This is a genomic window from Flavobacteriaceae bacterium (assembly GCA_014075215.1).
Classification (GTDB): Bacteria; Bacteroidota; Bacteroidia; order Flavobacteriales; family Flavobacteriaceae; genus Polaribacter.
In genome coordinates this window covers 3,505,357-3,528,925 of the sequence record CP046177.1, presented here as the reverse complement: position 1 = coordinate 3,528,925, position 23,569 = coordinate 3,505,357, and the positions used below count along the sequence as shown (strand labels likewise).

The following is a 23,569-nucleotide window of genomic DNA, read 5'->3' as shown; positions in this document are numbered from 1 at the left end:
ATATTTATACATTATTTTATTATTGAATTCATCTAAACTTTTTCAATTTGCTAAAAAATCGCTTACATCCAAAAAGTTTAAATAAGTTTATTGCTTTTAAGACCTAAGAACAAAAAAAAGGTTTAAATTTGATATTCCTTTTAATATGATTTTAACATTTGATAATGAAAAAAATATTTATTCCGGTTTTCTTATTTTCTCTATGTTCAATAGCACAAGTAAAGGACAGTGTAGATTTGAGCAACCCTAATGCTACTATTTATACACATATTTATTATTTACAACAAGATAGTTATCAACCCAAAAAATCGGCAAAAACAATTCACGGGTTACCCGAAAAAGAAGCAATAACTATAGCTATCAAAATTAAAAAAGTGTTAGATGGAAAAGGATTGGAGATAAAATTTAATACGATTCCTAATGATCCTGATTACAACGATACAATAGGTGTTACTACCGTTCATAAATATATGTTATTTCCGGAGAGAATGCCGTTAATTTCCGTAGAAAAAAAAGGAGATCAATGGTATTATTCATCGGAAACCGTACAAAAAATAGATATTTTATATGCTGCTGTTTTTCCCTGGTATATAGATAAAATCCAGGAAATGATACCGGGTTACGGACATAAAAAAATAGTAGGTTTGGAAATATGGCAACTCGTTGCATTCATCCTGTTAATAATAGTAGCAATATTGTTGTTTTATATTTCCAGGAGCATTGCTTACTTTATTTTACAAAGAATTCTATACCGGTTTATCAAGACAGGAAATCCTTTTATTAAAAAAGCATTAAAAAAGCTGGCACATCCTATAAGTTTGTTAATAGCAATTACTTTATTAAATAAAGTATATCCGTCATTACAGTTCGGTTTAACCGTAAATAAATGGCTTTTTCTGGCATTTAATATTGCAGCTACTGTTTTTTGGATTTATGTGTTTCTAAAACTGGCTCAGGTACTAACGACTATTTACCAGGAATTTGCTAAAAAAACAGAAGGAAAGTTAGATGATCAGTTAGTGCCTATACTCGGTAATTTCCTAAACGGACTCATCATTTTTATCGGTGTTTTAAAAGTGATCACTCTTTTTGGGGTGAATGCCACAGCTGTTTTAACCGGCGCGTCTATTGGTGGTTTGGCCATTGCTTTTGCATCACAGGATACTGTTAAAAATTTAATTGGAACAGTAATGATTTTTGCTGATAAACCCTTTCATATTAGCGATTGGATTGAAGCCGGTGAGGTAAAAGGTACCGTAGAAGAAGTAGGTTTCAGATCTACCAGAATAAGAGCTGCAGACACTTCTTTATATCAGATTCCGAATAGTAAATTGTCGGAAATGGTAGTTAATAATAAAGGCTTGCTCTTATACAGAAGGTATACTACTCATTTGGGATTACGCTATGATACTCCGTCAGAGCTAATAGAAGCTTTTATACAAGGCGTGCGAAATATTATTACAGCATATCCGGGAACAAAAGCAGACTCGTATCATGTGGAATTTACCGGTTTTGGAGATTCGGCCTTGCTCATTATGGTAAATGTGTATTTTAAAAGCTTGGCCTGGGCAGAAGAGCAACGATCAAAACATATATTACATCTGGCAATTTTAAAATTAGCTAAAGATTTAGGTGTGGAATTTGCTTTTCCGTCTACCACAGTAACCATAGAACAATTTCCGGAGAAAAAGCCGATAGCTCTAAAATACAATACGGATACTGCCAAAATAAAAACTATTTTGGAAAAGAACCTGTCGGATTTTAAAAAGGATATGGAGGCCTCTGAAGTACGGAAATAACCAAATTCAGGCATTGTTAATAAAGTATATTTAGTTGATTATTTCTTTTTAACATTAGCATCATAATGGCTTCTTTTAATCTGTTAACGTTCTTTGAGTAACACTTGCTCTTTCTTCTTAATCGAGCTAAGAAATGTCTGAATAAACTATTGTAGCCTTCAACTGTAAAGGTCTCTGTGCAATTGTATGGTGTGTGATTTAAAGTGAAAGATAGGTCTGGTTTTCAAATCGTTCTTTGATACTCTAAAGGCTTGCTCTACCCTGTAGAGTTCGTGATAATTTTTGATGATTGTTGCATTATTTACGACATTAGCTTTAATGTCGGTGTAATAGCCTTTTACTCCAAGTAGCATTTTGGTTTTTGCAATGAGTTCTTCATTGAGACTAGTTTTGCTATTATCAGTTTTTATAAACTTTACTTTTTTGATTTTTGAGGGTTGTTGCATAAGATTTTTGGCTTTATCTATTTGCTTGTTCATCTCGTGCTTGTCTTTGTTATATCTCTTTTTAGAAAAACTACAGATTAAAGAACCTTTATCTGTTTTGAGCCTTATATTTTTGCCATCTTCTCTTTTTAAAGCGTTATCTATTTGGGTTAACATATCCGAAGACAGGTTGCCTAATCTAGCACCTACAATGTAGTGGATGTCTTCTTGTTTTAGTGCTTGTATGTTATCGGCACTTATCATGGCGGCATCTGCAACTACGGTAAAGTGCTTTACCTTGTGCTTTTTAATAAAATCCTGAATGACTGGTATTAGCGTATACCCCTCAAAAGTATTACCGGAAAAGACATGGTATCCCACAGGAAAACCTTGAGGTGTTACCAAAAGTGCTACTAATATCTGAGGCTGTTGTGCTTTGCCATCTTTTGAAAATCCTGTTTTACGAAGTTCATCAGCTGTAAAACTCTCAAAATAAAGGGTGGTTACATCATAGAATACCATTGAAAAGTCAAAACCATAATCTGTCTTGGCAAATTTTAGAGTTTGTTTTTCTATGGCATGTTTTAACTCTAAAGACTTTAGAACTGACTCGTAATAACCTTGGTGTCTATGAACAATACCAAAATAGCTTTCCATTAATACTATCGAGCGAAGCTTTGAAGCGGGTTCTACAATACGCATCAAAGCTAAATCATTAAGTAAGCTATCTGTTATTAAGGTATAGCCTATGTGATGTTGTATTGATCTAAGGATATCATATAAGAATGTGTAGTAAGAACCCAAGTAAACGCATTGACTAAGCAAAACGTTTTGCTCATTGGGTTGCTGTTCTTCAAATAAATAGACTTGCTTAGTGTGGTCTGCTATGAAAACTTTAGCCATTTCTAATAGAGCAGTTATCTCCTGTTCAGTAGAACCCGAACCAATGTGCTTAACGATAACGCGTTTGCTTTTTTGGTAATGATATACCTGTACGGATTTAGAATCCCCTTTGGTTTTGATGACTCTGACATGTAGCATTTGACCCAATTAGTACGGTCAAAGTACACTTTTTTGAAGATAAACTACTGATTATCAAAACTAAATTTTTGAACCCAATAAATAGCGGACAAGTCAGGAGAACTTTAATACCTACTTTTTGATATTTGATAGATTTAATCTATGGTGCTATAAGAAAATCTATTATAAATATTCATCACCTGCATTATAAAAGTGTTTTTTAAAACTGAACTTGAAACTCTCTAACTTTCCAACTGTATTTCTTTGAGAAAAAGACTTACTGCATTTTCTAATGCATGATCTAATTCCGCATCTGTAATTTTTCCTTCTTTGAAGTGGTCATAGAACTTTGGTAAAGAAAAATTTGCGATAATTTCGGCTACTAAATGAGGATAATATGCATTTGCTGCTGCTAATACGGAAGCTCCTCCTCTACCTCCCGGCGAAGCTGACATCAGTAGCATTGGTTTTTTGTTAAATACTTTTAATTCAATTCGAGAGAGCCAATCTATGGTATTCTTATATGCTGCAGCGTATGAACCGTTATGTTCTGCCAAGGAGATTATAAAGCCATCATATGTTTTTAGTCTTTCCGATAATCGTAGCATATTTTCCGGGAAACCGTTTTTTTCTTCATCTATGCTAAACAGAGGTGCAGGATACTCATTCATATTTAAAATATCGTATTCCACTTTGTCTAGTAAACCGGCGGCATATACTGCTAATTGTTTGTTAATAGAAGTACTACTGATACTTCCTGCAAAGGCGAGTATTTTTTTCATGTTTAAAAATTTCTTATTTTTCTTTTTGATTTCTTTTAATAGAGTCTATCTTTTTTTCCAGCTTTTCAATTTCTTTCAGATCTTTTTCTTTTTCGGAAACCAACTGAATAGAGTCCGTATATTGTTTTGATTTTTCGGCTGCTGGCAAGAAATCATCATTTTTATAATAAAAATCAATTTTTTCGCCGGCTCTCCATGCTTCATTTAGTTGATCATATACTTGTTCATCCCATTTGCTTGGGTGTTTGGCATCTATCCAGACTACATCACGATACTCGCTATCTATCAGTGCCAGATCCGGAGTGGCAGCACCGTCAAACTTTTCCGAATCTTTTCTAACAGTCGAGATTGTTCCGAGGAAAAACATTCTTTTCCTTCCTGCAATATGTTTGATGTAGGGTCTGAACTCTACCGGTTTATTTACAGACCAGTCAAACTCTTTACGAGATTCTATGACTTTTAAAGGCATGGCAGAAACGCCTGCATATCCTTGTCTTTTTGATGCATGATCATAATAATAAAGTGCATCTGTCCCATCTGCAGAAATAAAAACACTGTAAGCCAAACTGGTACGTTCGTCTCCTATGGGTTCTAATCCGAACCAATGATATAACCCATTGTATGCATCGGGTACTACTCCTTTGAATTCACAATCTGTGACAAAGGGCTGCTGGTTTTGGTCATCGGGCAAATCAGGAATTTTAACGGCTGTCTTCATCTTCCAGGGTAAGGGATCGGTAAACCCGCCTAAGAATTTTAATGATTCTGCTTGTAAGCGCGATACTTTTTCCGACAGTATATTCTGCTTCTTTAAATAGGGATATTTTGCCATATTTTCAGGGCTTATATAGGTTCCTTTTCCTATAAAGATACGTTCCAGGTAATCAGAAAAATGATGTTTTCCGTTTTTTATTATCATCACGCCTCCAAAAGTCGGGTAAGGAAATAAAAAACCTTTCCATTTAATGAGGCTTACTACCTGTACCCATTGTCCTTCATCATCTTTCATATAAAACGTATCACCGGGTTCTGTAGTAAACAATTGAAAAAAACCAAACCTTTGTACTACTGCATTGTAAGTATTTCGACTAAATTTAAGTGATTCTCCAATTGAAAAAGTTACCGGAATTCTATTTTCGTTAGAAAATCTTGGAAAGGGTGTGGTACTTGATACTGCAAAAACTTCTTCGGTATGATCGCTAATTCGTTGCCAAATATATTTTTTCGTAGGTTGTATTGCCATGGTACATTTATTCTCTCCGTCTACCCTTACCAACTGGGGCAACGACACATCTTTTGTCTCCCCTACGGATTCGTTTGCCATTGAAAAGATATTCTGTAATGGTTGAATACGTTCATTTCGAGTAAGTGGTAATTCGTTGATTGCTAATCTGTTTAAATTATTAAAAACATTATATGTTTTCATATATTTATAGAGTTCATAGCGCCAACCTGCTATATATGACAAGCTAAAAAACAACGCCAGCAGTCCTAAAATTCCCAATCTTTTCAGAGTGCTTGCAGATCTTCTAAACTTTTGTAAACCGAAAAACAATATTGCCAGGCTTAGTAGTATGACAGCAATGTATTTTCTAAGAAATAACAGCCCGGGTTGATAGTCATCCCGCAAAATGAATAGGGCAAGCATTGCTAGTAATATACATCCGCTGACAATTATTTTTTGCTTTCTTCCCTTTTGCCAATATCTTTTGATCATAATTATTATTTGATATCTGAGACCTTTGCAAAATAGTGATATATTCCGTATTAAAATTGATTTGGCTTCAAATTTCTTCCTTCTCGAAAATTTTAAATCCTCAAAACCAACAGGTTATTCCGGTTGAAAATGTTCTTCGGGCGTCGAACTTTTTTGCCAAATCAATTCTGCAAAGGTCTCTATCCGTTATTACACCTTTTTTAACTGAATATTAAAGAGTGTTCATGTAAGTATCTAAACAGGTATTCTATAAAAGCCCTTTATCTTTTAATCTTTCCCGGGCGCTTTTCTCTTCTTTTTCTTCAGGCGTCTCCGATGTATTTGTAACATCTGCTTTTGTATCGTCAAAGGTATCGTGAATCATGTCTTTCAAATCTGCTGCTTTTTCATCTATTATTTTACTTGATTTCAGAACAATTCCGGCAATATATGTTCCGATGAGTGTCCCTACTATACCGGATACAAACATAGAAACTGTACCATAACTAACAGGAATTAAAAAGCGTAAGGCTAAAATAATTATCAAAAACAAGAATGTTATAAAAACAAGCCGCAAGATAAATTTCTGCTGATATACGAAACCTGTTTTATCTTCGGGTTTCATTTGTAATTTCTTTGAATGGATTAGTTTATTTAAAAACCGATACAGTCCATTTCCATTGGATTCTCTCCAATAGATTAAAATTCCAAATAATACAGAAGCAATAAATGCGATAAATTCCAGTGTCATGATAATCTGTTTTTAAATTGGTTTATAATTGAGCTCGCTTATATATGGTTACGTATCACTTCCACTGCCCAGTCTTTCATGGAAGTATTCCAGGTTTTAAACTGTTTATAAAACTCTTCTTTGTCATACCAATACATAAACAATATATCTTTTGGTGCTATATTTACCAGCAACTTCCATATTAAATCCTGATAATCAGGTTGTAACGACGAATGCGGCTTATACAAAGCATGTAACATTTCTTTATCAATAACTTCATCCGGTTTGATAAACATTCCTGATTTTTTCTTTTCCAAATATAATTCAACGCTCATTACTTTTTTACGTGCATCTATATCTATTTTATTCAGATAGCTTTTAAACAGCATTCTGTCTTCCAAAATATCTTTAACCAAATGGTTTGTTTTTGTTAAATATTCGGAAAACATGTATTTTTTTATCCGGGGATATCTTTTCTTCATTAGTTCTTCTTCCAAATCAAGTTCAATCAAAGAATAACTTTGTAGTTTTTCTATTAATTCGGCATCTGAAATATGATACATTAGCACGTCTCCGGTTTTGCTTTTTAATGCTTCATCATAATGTGTATCATCTTCAAAAATGAGTACCGGTAACACAATATTCCGCAACATATACACCCCGCCAAAAGCTTTTGTATAAAATGATTCTAACGGATAGTGGATTTCTTCCATATTCAGATTCCTGTTTCTTAAATCACCATATTTTTTACCCGATTCTAATAATTTCCAATGGATGACCTCATCTATAAAGTTGTTTTCTTTATGAAAATAAGCGATGAGTTCCGATTGTTCTTCTTTGGCTTTATCCAAATCATTCATCAATCGAAAACTAATAACAATTTCTTTATATTTTATGATATCCCACACTTCATAAAAAACATCTATTTTTTGATCAAAATCTACACATATTGCAGCATCCCGGGTAATATCATTGATCTTATCTCCGTGGATTTTAAATATTTGTTTCATTAATTCTTTATCAAAAGAGTGAAAGGGCATATATATGGGTAATTCTCTTTGTAAAGGGCTAATGATAATGCAATGCGGGTTTGCTTCTCCATTGTTTAAATAGTGTGTATTCTTTTTTTCTTCCGCAATTTCAGGACTCCAGCCCATACCGTCTATGGAAAATGATTTGAGTTTTGTTTTAGTAAAACCCAATTTCAGCAAGCAGGCATTATAGCGTTCTACTAATTTCCCGCTAACAGGAATCAGTTTGCTTAAATACAGGTTTGCTTCTTTTAGTTTTTCCATTCTTCTCTTATCAAAATCATATTTTAAAATATACAGCCATCCATAAACTTCCTATTTTTTATGGTTGACTTCCTTTTTCATAATTTTTCAAATTTTTCTCTTGCCTCCATATCAATATGTAATTGGGTTACTCTTGCCTCTACTTTCCGTTTAAAATCAGTATCTGCAATGGTTGCCACGTTATCCAGATAGTGCACTACTTCCTGTCTTCTGATTTCAGAGAAGTTCAATCCTTTCATATTTGATTTCATAAGTTCCCGAAGCATTTGATATTTTGTTTCGTAATTTTGTTTAAAATATATCTCCGGATTATTGAACCAGTCTTGTTCTAAGTCAAAATCTGTCAACCTTAAAGAAATAGCGGATTGTATATTACGTATATCTCTTGAAGAAAAAAACGGAAAAATAGTCTGAATTTCTTTGTAGAGAGCAGCGTAGAATGCATGTTCATCTGTTTTGTGTCTGGCTTCTGCTTTGTCGTAGGCTTGCAAAACGCGTTCTTCCACGGGTTTTTCTACAGTATTCAAAATGTCGCCCATATTTTTAGCCAACCCCTGATCTTGTAAAAACGTATAGTTTGACGGGTTTTTCATATTTACAAAATCAGGCATCGTTTTATCCAGTTTAGACCACCACAAATAGTCCTGATCTAAAAAGTCATGTGTTGTTCTTGCTCCATCGATTTTAAACCTGCCTTGCACTCTGGAAATCACTGCTTTATCTAACATTTCCGGCAGGTTGGTAAACAAGCCTATCGAGCTGTTTCCATAATTTACTGCATAGGCTCCTTCGGTATAGCGCAGGAATACTCCTATGACTTCCTTTACTCCTGCAGAAACTCCTTGTGCGGTTCTTTCTTGTAAATTATTTTCGGCATCGTCAATCGGTGCAAAAATGAGTTTGGTCGGGTCTTGCATTGGTTTCATCCAAGCTACCATTTTCTCTGCAGAGCCTCCTTGAAATGTACTAATCAGAGTATCCGGCATAGGATGAAACAGAAATGGAATTTCCAAATGATCACAGTGTTCTTTTAAGCGTGTGGCTATGGCGGCAATCAACATGCTCTTTCCGGTTCCCGGGATGCCATATCCCATAAATGCAGGCATAAATCCGCCTAACTCTTGAAACGGATTTTTTTTAGCTTCAAAATCATAGCTTAGCATACGCTCGGTCAGCCGCCTTGCAAAATGTTTTGCATCTCTGTTTCCTACTATCTGTTCGAATTGAATTTTGTTAAACTCAATACTAACGGCTGTTCCCGAAAAGACGTTGTTCCAACCTGAAATCGTAAAGTCCGAGCCTTCAAGTTTGTACGTTCTGTCTTCAATGGTTTCCGTATATTCCAAGCTACTTTTTCGCAGTTGAATTTCATCTGTCAACGCTTCAAAATAGACTACTGTAAAGTCAATAACATCTTTATCTGACTTTATGATTTCCGGGTGTCCCAGATATTTATCGTAATAAAACAGGCTACAGGCCACCCCTTTTAAAGGTGATAGAAGCGATACCTCCGGAATTCCGGCAAACTTTTGCTCCATTACACTCAGGTCATCGGAAGCGTGTGGTTTTAAGTGATACAGCATATGATATGCTGCTGAGAATAGTATAAACGCCGTAGCGGTGTGCATTTTGCTCTCAAACGCTCGTTTTCCACTTGAATCCAATGTATCCCTGCGTTCGCTTAATCCGGATAAACCGGAACTGTCGTAAAAACTATCTTTAATCCAAAGGCCTACTGTAAGCCCTTCTTGTACTGCATATAAGGTTTGGTTCAGATATAGAGGAAGTGCAACAGAGTCGGGTAGCAGGCGTTTTTTGAGTGCTAATATTGTTTTTGAAACTGAAGTAACCGCTACACTGCTTCCGCTATTTGCTCTTGACAGGTACAATAAAATAGATTCGTTTTTTGCGTTTTTATCTTTATTTTTTGCGCGTTGACTTTGTTGCCATTGTATACTTTTTATATAAGATGATGCTTCATCTCTGAGTATATTCAGTTCTGATTTTTTTATCGGAAATGTTGGGTTTTGTTCCATTTGTTTCTATATTTCAATATTCTGCAATTGCGAATCCAAACTTCTTAGCGTTATTTTTTATTTATTTTAAGGTCGGCAACTTGAATTGGAGGTTTTGTTAAATTATGTAAAACTTCCGGTACTTTATTATATAATAATTGTATAATTCTATGTGGTGCCAAAACATATTTTTGTGTAGCAATTTTATTCCATCGCTGCATTTTTTGTTTAGCAAAAAAACTTCCTTCGTTAAATGTACCTCCGGACCGTACTTCATCTACAGTGAGTGATAGCGCGTAGGATGCTAAAGCTATTTCTTTTTTTCCTATGGCTTCTAAGATGGTATGTGTAATTTCATTTTTATCTTTTGCAAAGACAGTATGCAGGGGACCGAGATCTATTCTCTTGATATGTTTGGGGTGTATTTCCGGCAATTTTTTGTCAATGGCATATGCCATGGTATCCAGTTTCATATCTCTATCCGCATTGGATTTTAAAACGTTGTATAATCTTCTTTTATAATTCGCCATATGATCACCGGCAAAATCAAAATACATAAAACAGATGTAAGGCCTGTTGGTGGTAACATCATAAAAACTCCAACTGGTTAGCAAATCTGCTGTTATATTTTTTGGCGCGTCAATTATTTTTCCCTGTACAAAACGATTAAATATATATTGTTCTTTTACAGAGGTATAATACACTACGGACACTGCTTGAAACAGCTTGTCTTTTTCAACGGGTTTTTTCTTATGGAGTAGTGTGTGTAAAAATTCTTCCTTTAAAATATCCGGGCTTATCAGTTTCCCCAAATAATTTTTACGCAATTGCAAATCATTATATAAATATCTGAATTCCAGGTAGTTTGGAAAACCTGAGTCGGTTAAGTCTATTTTCATATTCTCCTCTGCATCGTACATATATTTTATGCGCATTGCCTCAACGGAATACAAAAGCAAATCGCAATATTGTTTAAAGAAAATAATTTCTTTGCTATTGCATATCTGCTGTCTTTGTGTACTAACTACCAACTCTTTGAGCGAAAAATCCAACATTGTATGGTAGAACACATACTGCTCTTTAGAATCTAAAACCGCAGTGTCTAAAGGTGTGGTAATGTGACTTACAGACATTTTTATATTTTATACTTCTATTAACTTTTAAAGGCTTTTGCAAAATAGAAAGCCCTCTGTATTTGTATGAATTTGGTTTCAAATGGCTTTCTCTTAAATTTCCTTTGGAGGTTGAGCTTCTTTACCAGACCAATAGCTACAAAAGCCTTTTTTAGCTATTCAAAAAACCATATGACCTTCTTCCTTGTTTAAATTAGTTATCTATTTTACGCAAGTGTTACATCAAATTCAGGATAATAAGTCGTCTGTATTTCCTTTAGGTTTTGGAGCTTCCGAAGGGTCATGGCTATTATCAGTTGAAGGATTTGTCTTATAATAATCTTCAAAAAGCTGTTTCATATCTATTCCGTAACGGTCTGAAAAATTCTTTTGAATATCGGTATCTTTTTCTCTAATCTCGTGTAAAGCCTCGGCATAACTACTATAGACTCCTTGCATGACTTTCTCATGAACAGGGATATTATCCATCATTTCCTGACGTGCTTTTGCACTAGCCGTATGCATGGATGCGAGTGTTTCCCCGATATGTTCATCTGTTTTTACGCCCAAATGTTCCAAAATAGCTGCAAATTCCTGGTCTGTTCTCGCTTTTAAAGCCACTACATATCCATCATAATATTTTAATCGCTCTTCGGTATCGCTTTTTAGTTTTGCACGATGTGTTTGCAGGTTACTTCTTAATGATGTTAGTACTTTAATGGTTAAATTGTGTTTATGAACAAAACTATCTTTACTGGCCGCCAGTGTTGTATATGCATTTCGCAGGCCTTCTAACTCTTCTACTTTTTGCTCTACTTCGGTTACTTTACCAATTGCTTCTGCATATTCGGTAGATTGTTTATCTGCTATTTCTTCCAGTTCTTGTCGTGCCTGTTTTAGCAAACTGTATTGTTCTTCCAGTTTGGCTTCTGTTTCTTTCTTTTTTTCTAAGGCTTTGGTGTGATTTTTTGTGGCTTCTACAATAGCTGTTTGCAACTTATCTTCTACTTCTTTAATTTCAACCTCACGGGTTTTCAACCTCTTGACCGCAGCCTGGCTCTTATAGGACAATTCATTTAAAAGTGTTTGAATATCGGCTTTTTCAATACGTTCCTGGAACATGGCTTTTGCTTTATTATCGGCACTATCTCTTACTTTTTGAGCTTCTTTTAATTCTTCCCGGGCTTTTCTAATTTTACTTTTTCGCCCCCAAAGGTTATTCCACCATGTATCCGGTTTCTTCTCTGCGTTTTCGAGTTTTATTTTTGCACGTTCCAGATCTTTTTGTGCGTCGTCAATTATTTTTTGTTCATCTGCATTTAATGATGAAAATTTTTCAAAAATGATCCCCACTTCATCCTGGTAATCTGTCAAATCTTTGATAGCATCCAGCAAACTGGTTCTGTCTTTTTCTGCCATGTGTACAACATCATCTAATGTTGCATTTAATATCTTTTGGCGCATTTCAGGATCGTCTTCCTGTGCCAATTTAGATTTCATAGTATCTATGGCTTTCCCCCAGTTGACGTCAACTTTATCGGTTTTTTCGTTAGAATTTGTTTCTAGTAAATCAAAATCATCGGACATATAGCATCTATTTTTTTAAGGTTAGATAAATTAATTTGTGTAGCAAGTTCGTTAAAATTTTCCGAAACTCGAATAATTATTTTGTTTTTTTATATCGAACTCATTTAAACTTTTTGGATGTAAGCGAACATTAGAAGTTTTTAGATATGTTGAAAGCTTTTTTGAGTTGCATAGCACCGCTACGGAAGGAAAAAAGATAAAAACAGAGCTAAAAACACCCATTTTTTAGCAAATTGAAAAAGTTTAAATGAGTTCATCTTCTTTACCAGAACAAGGAAAATGCAATTATCATTCTTATTGTAAAATAGGTAAAATAAGAGTATATTTGCAATCATGAGGTAATACCAAAAAGAATATTAAAATAGTCCAATCTTGCTATGAAAATTCCAAATTTCATCGCTAAAAATACTTGGCGTAATTAAGGCTATGTCTGTGTTTTTTAACTCGAACTTTGAAATTTTCCTCACACAATCTTTAGACCACTTTAATATTCATTTTGGTATAAAATCATATGTGGCTGCATTATTTTAGGCCCAAATTGCTTCTTCACTCCACGGTTACTGATTTAGCCAGGTTTCTGGGTTGGTCTACATTTTTTTCTAACATCACTGCTATATGGTAGGATAGTAACTGAAAGGGAATTGTCGTCAACAATGGGGTTAGTGCTTCTTCTGTTTCCGGTATTTCAATCACATAATCTGCTATTTCTTTAACTGTTACGTCTCCTTCTGTTACAATAGCTATTATTTTTCCTGCTCTGGATTTAATTTCCTGAATATTACTTACTACTTTTTCATAGTGTCCTTTATTTGTTGCTATAACAAAAATGGGCATATCCTGATCTATTAGCGCTATGGGGCCGTGTTTCATTTCGGCAGCGGGGTAGCCTTCCGCATGGATATATGATATTTCCTTTAATTTTAAAGCACCTTCCAAAGCAACCGGAAAATTAAATCCTCTTCCCAGATACAGGCAATTTTTGGCATCTTTAAAAACTGCTGCAATTTCTTTTACCTTTTCGTCAATTTCCAACAGTTTTTGTACTTTTTCCGGGATTAGCTGCATTTTTTGTAAGTACATATGAAATGTAGAATGAGAAAGCGTTCCCTTAGCTCTTGCTAATTTTAATGAGATGAGAGACAATAAGGTAATTTGTGTTGTAAAAGCTTTTGTAGATGCAACTCCTATTTCAGGTCCTGCATGTGTATAAGCTCCCGCTTGTGATTCTCTTGCTATAGAAGATCCGACAACATTACATATTCCAAAAACAAAAGCTCCTTTGGATTTTGCTAATTTAATGGCGGCAAGTGTATCTGCTGTTTCGCCCGATTGTGATATGGCTATTACAATGTCGTTTGATGTTATAATCGGATTTCTGTATCTAAATTCCGAAGCATATTCTACCTCTACCGGAATTCTTGCCATATCTTCCAGCAAATATTCTCCAACCAATCCCGCATGCCAGGAGGTGCCACAAGCTACGATAATAATCCTGTCGGCATTTAAAAAACGCTCCAAATTGTTATCAACTCCCGCCATTCTGATGATTCCCTTATCCGGAAGCATTCTTCCTCTATAGGTATCTACAATGGCTTTAGGTTGTTCGTAAATCTCTTTGAGCATAAAGTGTTCATAGCCTCCTTTTTCTATTTCCTCTAAGCTTAATTGTAGCTCCTGAATTTTTGTATCAACAAGAGAGTCATCTTTTATCTTACGTACTTTAATTTCTTTATTGAGTTTAATAATGGCCATTTCTTCGTCTTCCAGATAGACTGCATCCTTAGTATATTCAATAAAAGGAGAAGCATCTGAAGCTACAAAAAATTCATTGTTATTTTTACCTATACCAATTGCAATCGGGCTTCCCAATCTGGCAACAACTATTTCATTTGTTTTTGTTTTATCAAAAACCGCAATTGCATATGCCCCTATAACCTGAGTTAAAGCTATTTGCATAGCTTTCCCTAATTTACATTGCTCTTGTTTTTTTACTTCTTCTATTAAGTTGACTAAGACTTCTGTATCGGTATCTGTTTTAAAGATATACCCTCTGGAAATCAGCTCTTTTTTTAAGGTATCATAATTTTCTATAATTCCATTGTGTACGATTACCAAATCACCCGATTCGGAAAAATGAGGATGTGAATTCAAATAATTTGGCACTCCGTGTGTTGCCCATCGTGTATGACCTACACCGATATTTCCTTCTTTTCTATAGGGCTCTTGTTCTATTATTCTTTCCAAATCGGAAACTTTTCCTTTTGTTTTAGACAGGTTCATTTGTTTTCCGTCAAACATCATGATTCCTGCACTGTCATAGCCTCTGTATTCTAACCTTTTGAGTCCGTTTATGACTATGGGATATGCTTTCCTATAGCCTAAATAACCCGTAATTCCACACATGCTTTTTCCTTTTTATGTTTAACTAGTTATTTATTTTTTCAGAATACGAAATCTTTAATTGAGCTCTTCTGTCCCCATTCGTTGGTAAATGATTTAAGAGCATCACAGCTTTGGGATTCCAGTTATATGTATTAACAATCGTATCTGCATTGTTTGTCGGTATATCCGTAGGGTTAAAAACTTTAAGTGTTAAAGGAGGTAAATAATTTGTCGCTCCACTTAATAAGTCGGATACATAATCCGTAATTCTAAAAGTATACTTATCTGGTTTTTTCTCAGTAGTCAACTCTAATATCCCTCCAAAAATACCTGTTCCTTCGGATAATATATCTTTAATCTGTGAGGGATTTAAATTTTGACCCTCCCCGTTTTTGTATAAAAACAGCCTGAATGGTGTTGCTATGGTATCAAATCCGACAATATCCTGATTTATATGAAAGGTTAAGGACACATCGTTGATCAGCCAGTTTCTTGGCCTTAGTGCTTCTATTTGATCAGAGAGGTTATTATTATTGGCATCTGGTCCAAAAACAGTAATATCTGCATGGCTTCCTGCCGTACCTTGAATTTGAAAACTTCCCGAAGGCGAAGGATTATTGGGTGTCATTTTATAAATACTGTTTCTAACTCCGGACAATCTAAAAGAATCATTTTTTTTTATCGTATCAATCACTGCTCCCGAAGCTAACACCGTATTTGTATAATAGATTTCTATTGACGGGACGAATTCGGTAGTAGGGTTATTAAAATTAAAAGAAATTAAAGATCCTGTATTTCCGCTTGCTTCCAGGAGAATTCCTCTGAAATAATTATTAAAGGCTTCCTGTGTTGCAAAATCTGCTGTTTGATATCTGTCTAAAAACAATTGTTTTAACAGGTCATTTTTAAGTGGTACTCTGGCAAATGGAATACTGCGTGTTAATTTGATAGTATCTTTATCATAAATACTTCCATCATGCAACTTTCTGCTTACAATAACTATGGTATCGCTCGCTTTTGGAATAAATTGATAATTTACATCAGCATTTAATTCAGCAGAAATGGTTTGGTAGACTGCATTGGACTGAAAGGAATTGGAAACAGCCGGATTCATGGGATTCAGCGTATTTAAAAATGTTGATATTTGGTAAATATTCAGATTAAAAGGCGCATTTCTATTCCCGATAATAGAATCCAAATCATATTCATTGGAACCGTCAGTTCTTAATGTAGATTGGTACGGTAATTTTAAATAAACAGTATCTATTTTAGTAACAACAGTTGTATCTGCTCCATAATCCATATCCACAACTCTGGCAATAGGATTAATTAATAATTGAGAAATTACGGAAGCTTCTATTTTTTCATAATTAGCATTATTATATACGCCTAACAAATACTGACCTAAAGCTCCTCCCAGTGAGAAACCATCTGCTCTTACACTGGTAACGGGTTTTTCCGTCACCACAACTTCCAATATGGTATCTTTAACATTAAATTCGTTGTTGTTAATAATAGATGAGCCAATATCGATGAAATCTTTTTCACACGAAATCACACCAATCAACAGTAAAGTCAAACAACTAACCGTTATCACTGTTTTCATATTTCCTTTCAACATAAATTCTTAATTAATTTGCAGAGATAATCTCTTTATAAAAGCCTAAATAAGGCTCCAAATAATCCTCCGGATTATAGTGAAGAGCCAGTTTATTTTCACTTTCAATTAAAGAAGACAATTCTTCGTCAACCTCCGTGCTTCCGTAAACAACAGCGTCAGAGTTTACAATAGCATTCTTTAGTATATTTATATAGTTTGGTTTTGAAAGCTCTGAAATTTTATGTTCAGGTAATTTATCAAACCGAATTTTATCGATTAGTTTTTTATTTAACGAGCCTTCAAACCCTTTATTATATATGGAAGTAACTATTTTACTCCCCGTAAATAAAGGTTCTTCGGGATAATATTCTTTTAAATATAAAGGAAGTAAAGAAGCCATCCATCCGTGTACATGAATAATATCCGGTGCCCAGTTTAGTTTCTTAACCGTTTCCACAACTCCTTTGACAAAGAAGATAGCTCTTTCATCATTATCAGTAAAAAGCGCATCATCTTCATCAGTAAAAATGGCTTTTCTCTTAAAATATTCATCATTATCAATAAAATATACCTGCATTCTTTCTCTGGGAATAGAGGCTACTTTAATAATAAGAGGCATATCCATATCATTTATAATGAGATTCATACCCGAGAGCCTTATCACTTCGTGCAATTGATGCCTTCTTTCGTTAATAACTCCGAAACGAGGCATAAATATTCTCGTTTGCACTCCATTAGAATGTGTGTTTTTCGCTACATTAAATGCAGTTGACGCTATTTCTGTTTCAGGCAGATAGGGAATTACCTCGGAAGAAACATATAATATTCTCTTATCTTTCATTAAGCCTAATCTTTACAAGAAGTGCAAAACTACAAATTTTTATGTAAAATTGTTGTTAAAATGCTAAGTTTGTATATATGCTATAACCGAGATTAATGTATATTTGTAAGACAAAGAATCATTTAATCAACCATCTCTCAAGTGTAAAGATTCAAAATCTTTCCATAGGTTTTGTCCCTACTATGGGCGTACTCCATTTAGGACATCTTTCCCTGATAAAAGCATCAAAGAGAAATAACCACGTCACTGTAGTCAGTATTTTTATTAATCCCACTCAGTTTAACAATAAAAAAGATTTCACCGATTACCCTTTAACCATCGACCAAGATATTGAGCTCCTAAAAAAAGAACAATGTGATGTTTTATTTCTTCCTTCAGTACATGAAATGTATGGCAACAGTATTGTGGCTAAGTGTTTTAATTTTGAAGGGCTAGAGCTTGAAATGGAAGGGAAATATAGAGCAGGTCATTTTGATGGTGTTAGCACCATTGTAAAATTACTTCTTGAAATTGTACAGCCCGATGTAGCATATTTTGGGGAAAAAGACTTTCAACAACTGCAGATTATAAAAAAACTGGTTGAAAAACAGCAAATGTCTGTTCAAATACGCGGATGTCCTACCCATAGAGAAGAAGATGGTTTGGCTATGAGTTCCAGAAATCTTAGATTGAGTAAAAAACAACGATCAGAAGCTCCATTCATTTATGCTACCTTAAAAAAAGTAACACATCTTTTTAAAGAAAAGCCTGTTGGAGAAATTGTGCTATGGGTTGAAAATCAATTTCAAAACAATTCCTTTCTAAAATTAGAGTACTTTACAATTGCCGATGCTACTACCTTACAAGAAATTTCGAACAAAGAAAGCGCTAAAAAATACAGGGCCTTTATTGCTGTTTTTGCAGGAGAAGTACGTTTGATAGACAATATTGCACTGGAAGCTTAACTTCTTGAGACCTTTGGAGGATTGATTTGGCAAAAAAGTTCGATGCTCGAAGAAAATTTTGACCCGTAATAACCTGTTGGTTTTGAGGATTTAAAATTTTCAAGAAAGAAGAAATTTGCAGCCAAATCAATTTTAATACGGAATATATCACCTTTTTATAAAAATCTCTTCTTTTTTATACTGAACTCATTTAAACTTTTTCAATTTGCTAAAAAATTACTGTTTTCCGCTCTGTTTTTGTCTTTTTTTCCTTCCGTAGCGCTACTATGAAACTCAAAAAATCCTTCAACAGCCCTAAAAACTTCTAATGTTCGCTTACATCCAAAAAGTTTAAATGAGTTCACTATATTGAATCTAAAAATTAACTTCACAAAAATTAAATTTAATCAGTTGATATTTAGGAGATAAAAACTCGTTGTGCCTCATTGTAAGAATCCACTAAAACGATATTAAGTCTCTGATAAAAACAAAAATCTCGACTATTATTTCGCAAATTATGATTACATTTGCTAAAAATACATCAAATCGTATAATAGAATTATAGAAAATGACAAGTTTTGGACATTTTATAAAAGCCGAGAGAGAAAAAAGAGAGTGGACACAAACTGATTTTGGAGCTAAAATTGGGATTAATTCGAGTGCTATAAGCCGTATAGAAAATGGTACTCAAAAGTTTAGTGTATCAAAACTAAAAAAACTCTCTGAGATTTTTGAAATTGACTTACAGAAAATACGCGATTTGTTATTTGCTGACAAATTTGCTAAAGAAGCATATAAAAATCATTGTTCTGACAATGTTTTTGCCGTTGCTGAAAGTACTGCACATTATTATAAGAATATTAACGCCAAACAAGGTAAATTAGAATTGTAATTATGGCACGAAAAGATAAAAATATAACACCAAGTGTTACTCAAAAGTTGCAATCATTAGGATATAATGTAGCTGATTGGGATGATAGCCAAACAGAAAATAAGTTGACTAATGAAATCAAACAAGTTTTAAGCACAGCTTCAAAAAAGGAAAACCAGAAAATAGGATACCCTGACAGAATTTTTGTTGATGTTCATAATAAATTTCTTGTTTTAGTTGAAGAAAAATCATCAATCAAAGACCACGAGAATCCCGATAAAGAAAAAGGTGCTATAAGTGGAATTAAATGGTATTTAAGTCGTTTCTTCAACAGTAACTTAAAGAATAATCTTAAAGATTTTTTTAATAAATGGAAAATTCTTGGCATTGCCGTAAGTGGAGATATGTCGTTGGAATATCAATATAAATTTAATTGCTATACCATAGATACAAAGCAAAATAAAATTATCCCGCTTAGTCAGGTTACTAATTTTATGAATGAAGAACAATTTTTGGCATTGTTTAATTCGTTAAATGAAGAAGAAGCTGTTGCAACTGTAAGTAGTTCGAGTAAGAAAATCAACAATTTACTACGTAGTGTTGATTCTCAAAAACGTCCTGTTTTACTTTCCGCACTGATGATTTGTTTACATAGAGTTGAAAAGAATTCTGAAAATTACATTAATGATTTTCCTGACCACTATAAAACATATCAATCTACTACAATTACTAATCGTGTTCTTGACACAGTAAAGAATATTCTTAAGATTGAAGGTATTCCTGATGAAAAACTTCAAGCCTTGAGCACAGAATTAGCGTTTCTATCTACTGACCAGACATTGAACAGTACAAGTATTTTAAAAGATATTTTAATTGAGCTAGAAACAGCAGTAATTCCATTATTTGAAAATCAGTTTGCAAGCAATTCCAACTACGATATTATAGGAAAATTTTATGAAGAATTTTTAAAATATGCAGGAGTTTCAAATGTAAAAAAGGGAATTGTACTTACACCAAGACATATTACTACTCTATTTACCAAGTTAATAGATTTGAAAGATAATGATAGGATTGTAGATATTTGTTGCGGGACAGGTGCATTTTTAATTGCAGGGATGAATGCTTTAATTGATAAAATCAGTAAAAGTCATCGTACAGATAAAAATATTGCAATTAAGAAAGTAAAAGAAAATCAACTACTTGGTTTTGAACTAAATCCTACTATGTATATTAGTGCAATATCTAATATGTTATTTCGTGGTGATGGTAAATCATCTATTTTTAATTACGATTCAATACGAAACCCAAAAGCACAAAATGAGTTAGATAAATTTAAGCCAACTATTGGATTCATCAATCCACCATATAGTGGTAAAGAGAATAAAAATGACCCTACTCCAAAAGAGATTACTTTTTTAGTAAAGATGTTAGATAATTGTTCAAGATACGGTATAATTATTGCTCCTTTATCTACTTATTTCAAAGAGGAAAATATTCGTGAACAAATTCTGAAGAAACACACGTTAAAATATGTAATTAATATACCGGGGGAACTATTTCAACCTAATGCATCAACACATACCGCAATAGCCGTATTTGAAACAAACCGAAGTTTTGACTACAAAAACGATGAAGTAGTATTTTATGATTTAAGAGATGACGGCTTTGTTCTTGCCAAAAATAAAGGGAGAACTGATGTATATGGAAGATGGACATCAATCGAACAACAATTACTTGATGCATTAAAACCAACTTCAACGCCCAATGACATTACACTTGTTCGTACAAAAATAAAACCTAAAGATGAATGGACAATTTATGCTCATAGTAAAACAGATTATTCAACACTGAATGAAGACGATTTCATCAAATCTATTTCTGATTATATGATTTTTCAGGTTAAAAAAGATTTGAATATTTTGGACAAAGATTTATCAGAAACCGAATTATTGGGTGCAGTTAGTTCTTATTACGAAAATAATCAAGATGAATAAGCAATATAAATATTTTAAATTTTGTCAAGTTTGTGAGTTCCGGCGTGGGAGAAGATTAACTACACAAAATCAGATTTCAGGTGATATTGCTTATATCTCCTCAACTGCTCATAATAATGGCGTAGATAATTACATTTCTCCTCCTGACTATATGGTAATTCATAACAACAAAATGACACTTTCAAATAGTGGAAGTGTCGGTTATCTGTTTTATCACGATTATGAATTTGTCGCATCTGACCACGTTACTGTTATTTGGTTAAAAAACAGGGAATTGACCAAACATATTGCAATATTCTTCAAACCAATTTTTGAAAAAATAAAATACAGATACAATTTCGGGCGAGAAATAAGTAACGATAGATTAAAAAAAGAAAAAATATACTTACCAATTAACAAAGATGGAAATCCTGACTTTGAATATATGGAAGAGTATATAAAATCTTTGAGAAATAAAATTAATTTTAGAAAAATAGATACTAAAAATCAAAGTAAAGGCACACCAATAGATAGGAGTGATTGGAAAGAGTTTAGCTTTATTGATAAAAAATTATGGACAAAAATTAAACACGGAGAACGACTTATTGAATCAGATAGAATCAAAGGTGAAATGCCTTATTATTCTGCTTCGGAATATAATAATAGCTTAACTGACAGTATAGAGAATCCTCTTTTTGTAGAAAAAGATTGTATTGTTTATTCTACTTTTGGAACTGCCTTTTGGGTAAGCGGAGAGTTTACTGCCTCTGACGAAATCTATGCTTTTCATAATCCTAATTTGAACAAGTATAATGCATTATTTATCACTACGATAATGAAACAAAATCAATATAAATTTAAGTTTGGACGTAAGGCATTTATGAATAAATTTAAAAATGAAATAATAAAGCTTCCAACAAAAAAAGACGGGAATCCTGATTGGTTGTTTATGGAAAATTATATTAAAACATTGCCATATAGTGATAATATTTAGAAATAACAACGGAGGCACAACAAAAGCTATACGTAATGCGGGCAAAGTGTTGAAAATGAAGTTATTTGCATCAAATAAACCAAGTACTAAACTAAAAGTGAAGTGCTTCAAAATCCCGAACTACGCATAGCCGAGCCCGTAATGGTGAATTTAAAATTTGTAATTTATATAAGATTTAAAAAAATAGTATTTTTGTAACATGTTAGTTGAAGTAGTAAAATCAAAAATCCACCGAGTTAAAGTAACAGGAGCCGACTTAAATTATATCGGCAGTATTTCCATAGATTTGGACTTGATGGGTGCTGCTAATATCATAGAAGGTGAAAAAGTGCAGATTGTCAATAACAATAATGGAGAGCGGCTGGAAACTTACGTCATTCCCGGCAAAAGAGGAACGGGTGAAATTACTTTAAACGGAGCGGCTGCCAGAAAAGTTGCCGTAGGGGATATTCTTATAATAATTGCTTATGCATATATGGATTTAGAAGAAGCTAAAAACTTTAACCCTGCATTGGTTTTTCCAAATGAAACAACAAATACTTTAGCCTAATTTTGAATCCTAGACATAAAAAGTTTTTAAAAGTAATACTGCCACTGGTCATTGGAGGGCTTCTAGTTTGGTATTTATTTACGATCATTCCTCCTGAAACACTTTTAGAGTATTTTAAAAATGCCAATTACTGGTGGATTGCCTTAGGTTTACTTTTTGGTGTTTTGAGTCATTTTTCGAGAGCGTATCGGTGGAAATTCATATTAGAACCTATGGGTTATAAGCCGAGATTTGTAAATAGTACATTAGCTGTTTTAATCGGATATTTTGTCAATATAGCGATTCCCAGGGCAGGGGAAATTTCAAGAGCAACGGTCATGACAAACTATGAAAGCATCCCTTTTGAAAAAGGTTTTGGAACCATAGTTGCCGAGAGAATTGCAGATCTAATAATGATGTTTGTCATTATTATCATTACACTTTTTTTTCAATTCGATTTTATATATACTCTTTTAATTGAAAATTTTAATCCAATCAAAATAAGCATTGTATTACTGACTATAGCTGTTGGGTTTTTTATTTTTTTATCTTTCATTAAAAGAGCCAAATCAGGAATATTATTAAAAATAAAGAATTTCATCATTAGTTTAATCGATGGTGTTTCCAGTATTTTTAAGATGAAAAAAAAATGGGCGTTTATTTTTCATACTGTTTTTATTTGGGTACTATATGTTTTAATGTTTTGGGCAACCATACCGGCCATCAAAGGATTGCATGTCCCTTTTGGAGGTATTTTGGTCGGTTTTATTGCCGGCGGGTTAAGTATTGCCGCCACTAACGGCGGTGTTGGGTTATACCCTATAGCTGTAGCCACGGCTTTTAATTTATTTGGAGTAGCTGAAGAGCCTTCACTTGCATTTGGAAGTGTTATGTGGTCTGCCCAAACCGCTATGATTATTATTTTTGGCGGATTGGCTTTTTTACTGTTGCCTATTTATAATAAGGCCGCCTAAATAAATTTTCCTTCTATGTAT

Annotated in this window: 16 protein-coding genes and 2 pseudogenes; 6 read left to right on the top strand and 12 right to left on the bottom strand. The window is 33.7% G+C overall.

Going from position 1 to position 23,569, the window contains the following annotated elements:
- Nucleotides 1-145 precede the first annotated feature (145 nt).
- Nucleotides 146-1,799 (top strand): annotated as a pseudogene (locus GKR88_17540) (mechanosensitive ion channel).
- A 158-nt stretch (nt 1,800-1,957) separates the two neighbouring features.
- Here GKR88_17540 and GKR88_17535 read toward each other — a convergent pair.
- The 11 genes from GKR88_17535 to GKR88_17485 all read right to left on the bottom strand — a co-directional run bounded on the left by GKR88_17535 (nt 1,958) and on the right by GKR88_17485 (nt 17,284).
- Nucleotides 1,958-3,265 carry an IS1634 family transposase gene (locus GKR88_17535; protein ID QMU65898.1) on the bottom strand — a complete coding sequence of 436 codons (1,308 nt, stop codon included), beginning with the start codon at nt 3,263-3,265 and terminating at the stop codon, nt 1,958-1,960.
- A gap of 221 nt (nt 3,266-3,486) precedes the next feature.
- Nucleotides 3,487-4,026: an NADPH-dependent FMN reductase gene (locus GKR88_17530; GenBank protein QMU65897.1), complete on the bottom strand. Its 540-nt coding sequence runs from the start codon at nt 4,024-4,026 to the stop codon at nt 3,487-3,489.
- Nucleotides 4,027-4,039: 13 nt separating this feature from the next.
- A complete protein-coding gene (locus GKR88_17525; GenBank protein QMU65896.1) occupies nt 4,040-5,743 on the bottom strand; it encodes a hypothetical protein in 1,704 nt (567 codons plus the stop codon).
- Between the two features lie 247 nt (nt 5,744-5,990).
- Nucleotides 5,991-6,473, bottom strand: coding sequence for a hypothetical protein (locus GKR88_17520; protein ID QMU65895.1), 483 nt, complete (start codon nt 6,471-6,473; stop codon nt 5,991-5,993).
- A 38-nt stretch (nt 6,474-6,511) separates the two neighbouring features.
- Nucleotides 6,512-7,747 carry a hypothetical protein gene (locus tag GKR88_17515; protein QMU65894.1) on the bottom strand — a complete coding sequence of 412 codons (1,236 nt, stop codon included), beginning with the start codon at nt 7,745-7,747 and terminating at the stop codon, nt 6,512-6,514.
- Nucleotides 7,748-7,824: 77 nt separating this feature from the next.
- Complete coding sequence (locus tag GKR88_17510) at nt 7,825-9,783, bottom strand: AAA family ATPase (GenBank protein ID QMU65893.1); 1,959 nt, start codon at nt 9,781-9,783, stop codon at nt 7,825-7,827.
- 50 nt (nt 9,784-9,833) lie between these two features.
- Nucleotides 9,834-10,895: a hypothetical protein gene (locus tag GKR88_17505; GenBank protein ID QMU65892.1), complete on the bottom strand. Its 1,062-nt coding sequence runs from the start codon at nt 10,893-10,895 to the stop codon at nt 9,834-9,836.
- 228 nt (nt 10,896-11,123) lie between these two features.
- Entirely contained in the window at nt 11,124-12,461 is a 1,338-nt protein-coding gene (locus GKR88_17500; GenBank protein QMU65891.1) for a microtubule-binding protein, read from the bottom strand.
- 546 nt (nt 12,462-13,007) lie between these two features.
- Nucleotides 13,008-14,864, bottom strand: a complete 1,857-nt coding sequence (gene glmS, locus GKR88_17495) for a glutamine--fructose-6-phosphate transaminase (isomerizing) (GenBank protein ID QMU65890.1) — start codon at nt 14,862-14,864, stop codon at nt 13,008-13,010.
- 22 nt (nt 14,865-14,886) lie between these two features.
- Nucleotides 14,887-16,449 (bottom strand): DUF4270 family protein, encoded by a 1,563-nt coding sequence (locus tag GKR88_17490; GenBank protein ID QMU66770.1) that lies wholly within the window; start codon nt 16,447-16,449, stop codon nt 14,887-14,889.
- A gap of 25 nt (nt 16,450-16,474) precedes the next feature.
- A complete protein-coding gene (locus GKR88_17485; GenBank protein ID QMU65889.1) occupies nt 16,475-17,284 on the bottom strand; it encodes a glycogen synthase in 810 nt (269 codons plus the stop codon).
- A 95-nt stretch (nt 17,285-17,379) separates the two neighbouring features.
- Here GKR88_17485 and GKR88_17480 point away from each other — a divergent pair, with 95 nt between their 5' ends.
- Nucleotides 17,380-18,228: a pantoate--beta-alanine ligase gene (locus GKR88_17480; protein ID QMU65888.1), complete on the top strand. Its 849-nt coding sequence runs from the start codon at nt 17,380-17,382 to the stop codon at nt 18,226-18,228.
- Between the two features lie 200 nt (nt 18,229-18,428).
- On the opposite strand, the gene GKR88_17475 is transcribed toward GKR88_17480, so the two are convergent.
- Nucleotides 18,429-18,572, bottom strand: a complete 144-nt coding sequence (locus GKR88_17475) for a hypothetical protein (protein QMU65887.1) — start codon at nt 18,570-18,572, stop codon at nt 18,429-18,431.
- Between the two features lie 203 nt (nt 18,573-18,775).
- Between GKR88_17475 and GKR88_17470 the strand changes: the two genes are divergently transcribed.
- The 4 genes and pseudogenes from GKR88_17470 (at nt 18,776) to GKR88_17455 (ending at nt 23,548) form a co-directional block, all read left to right on the top strand.
- Entirely contained in the window at nt 18,776-19,099 is a 324-nt protein-coding gene (locus GKR88_17470; GenBank protein ID QMU65886.1) for a helix-turn-helix domain-containing protein, read from the top strand.
- A gap of 2 nt (nt 19,100-19,101) precedes the next feature.
- Nucleotides 19,102-21,520, top strand: a pseudogene (locus GKR88_17465) (N-6 DNA methylase).
- Between the two features lie 724 nt (nt 21,521-22,244).
- A complete protein-coding gene (locus GKR88_17460) occupies nt 22,245-22,595 on the top strand; it encodes an aspartate 1-decarboxylase (protein ID QMU65885.1) in 351 nt (116 codons plus the stop codon).
- A gap of 2 nt (nt 22,596-22,597) precedes the next feature.
- Entirely contained in the window at nt 22,598-23,548 is a 951-nt protein-coding gene (locus tag GKR88_17455) for a flippase-like domain-containing protein (GenBank protein QMU65884.1), read from the top strand.
- Nucleotides 23,549-23,569 lie beyond the last annotated feature (21 nt).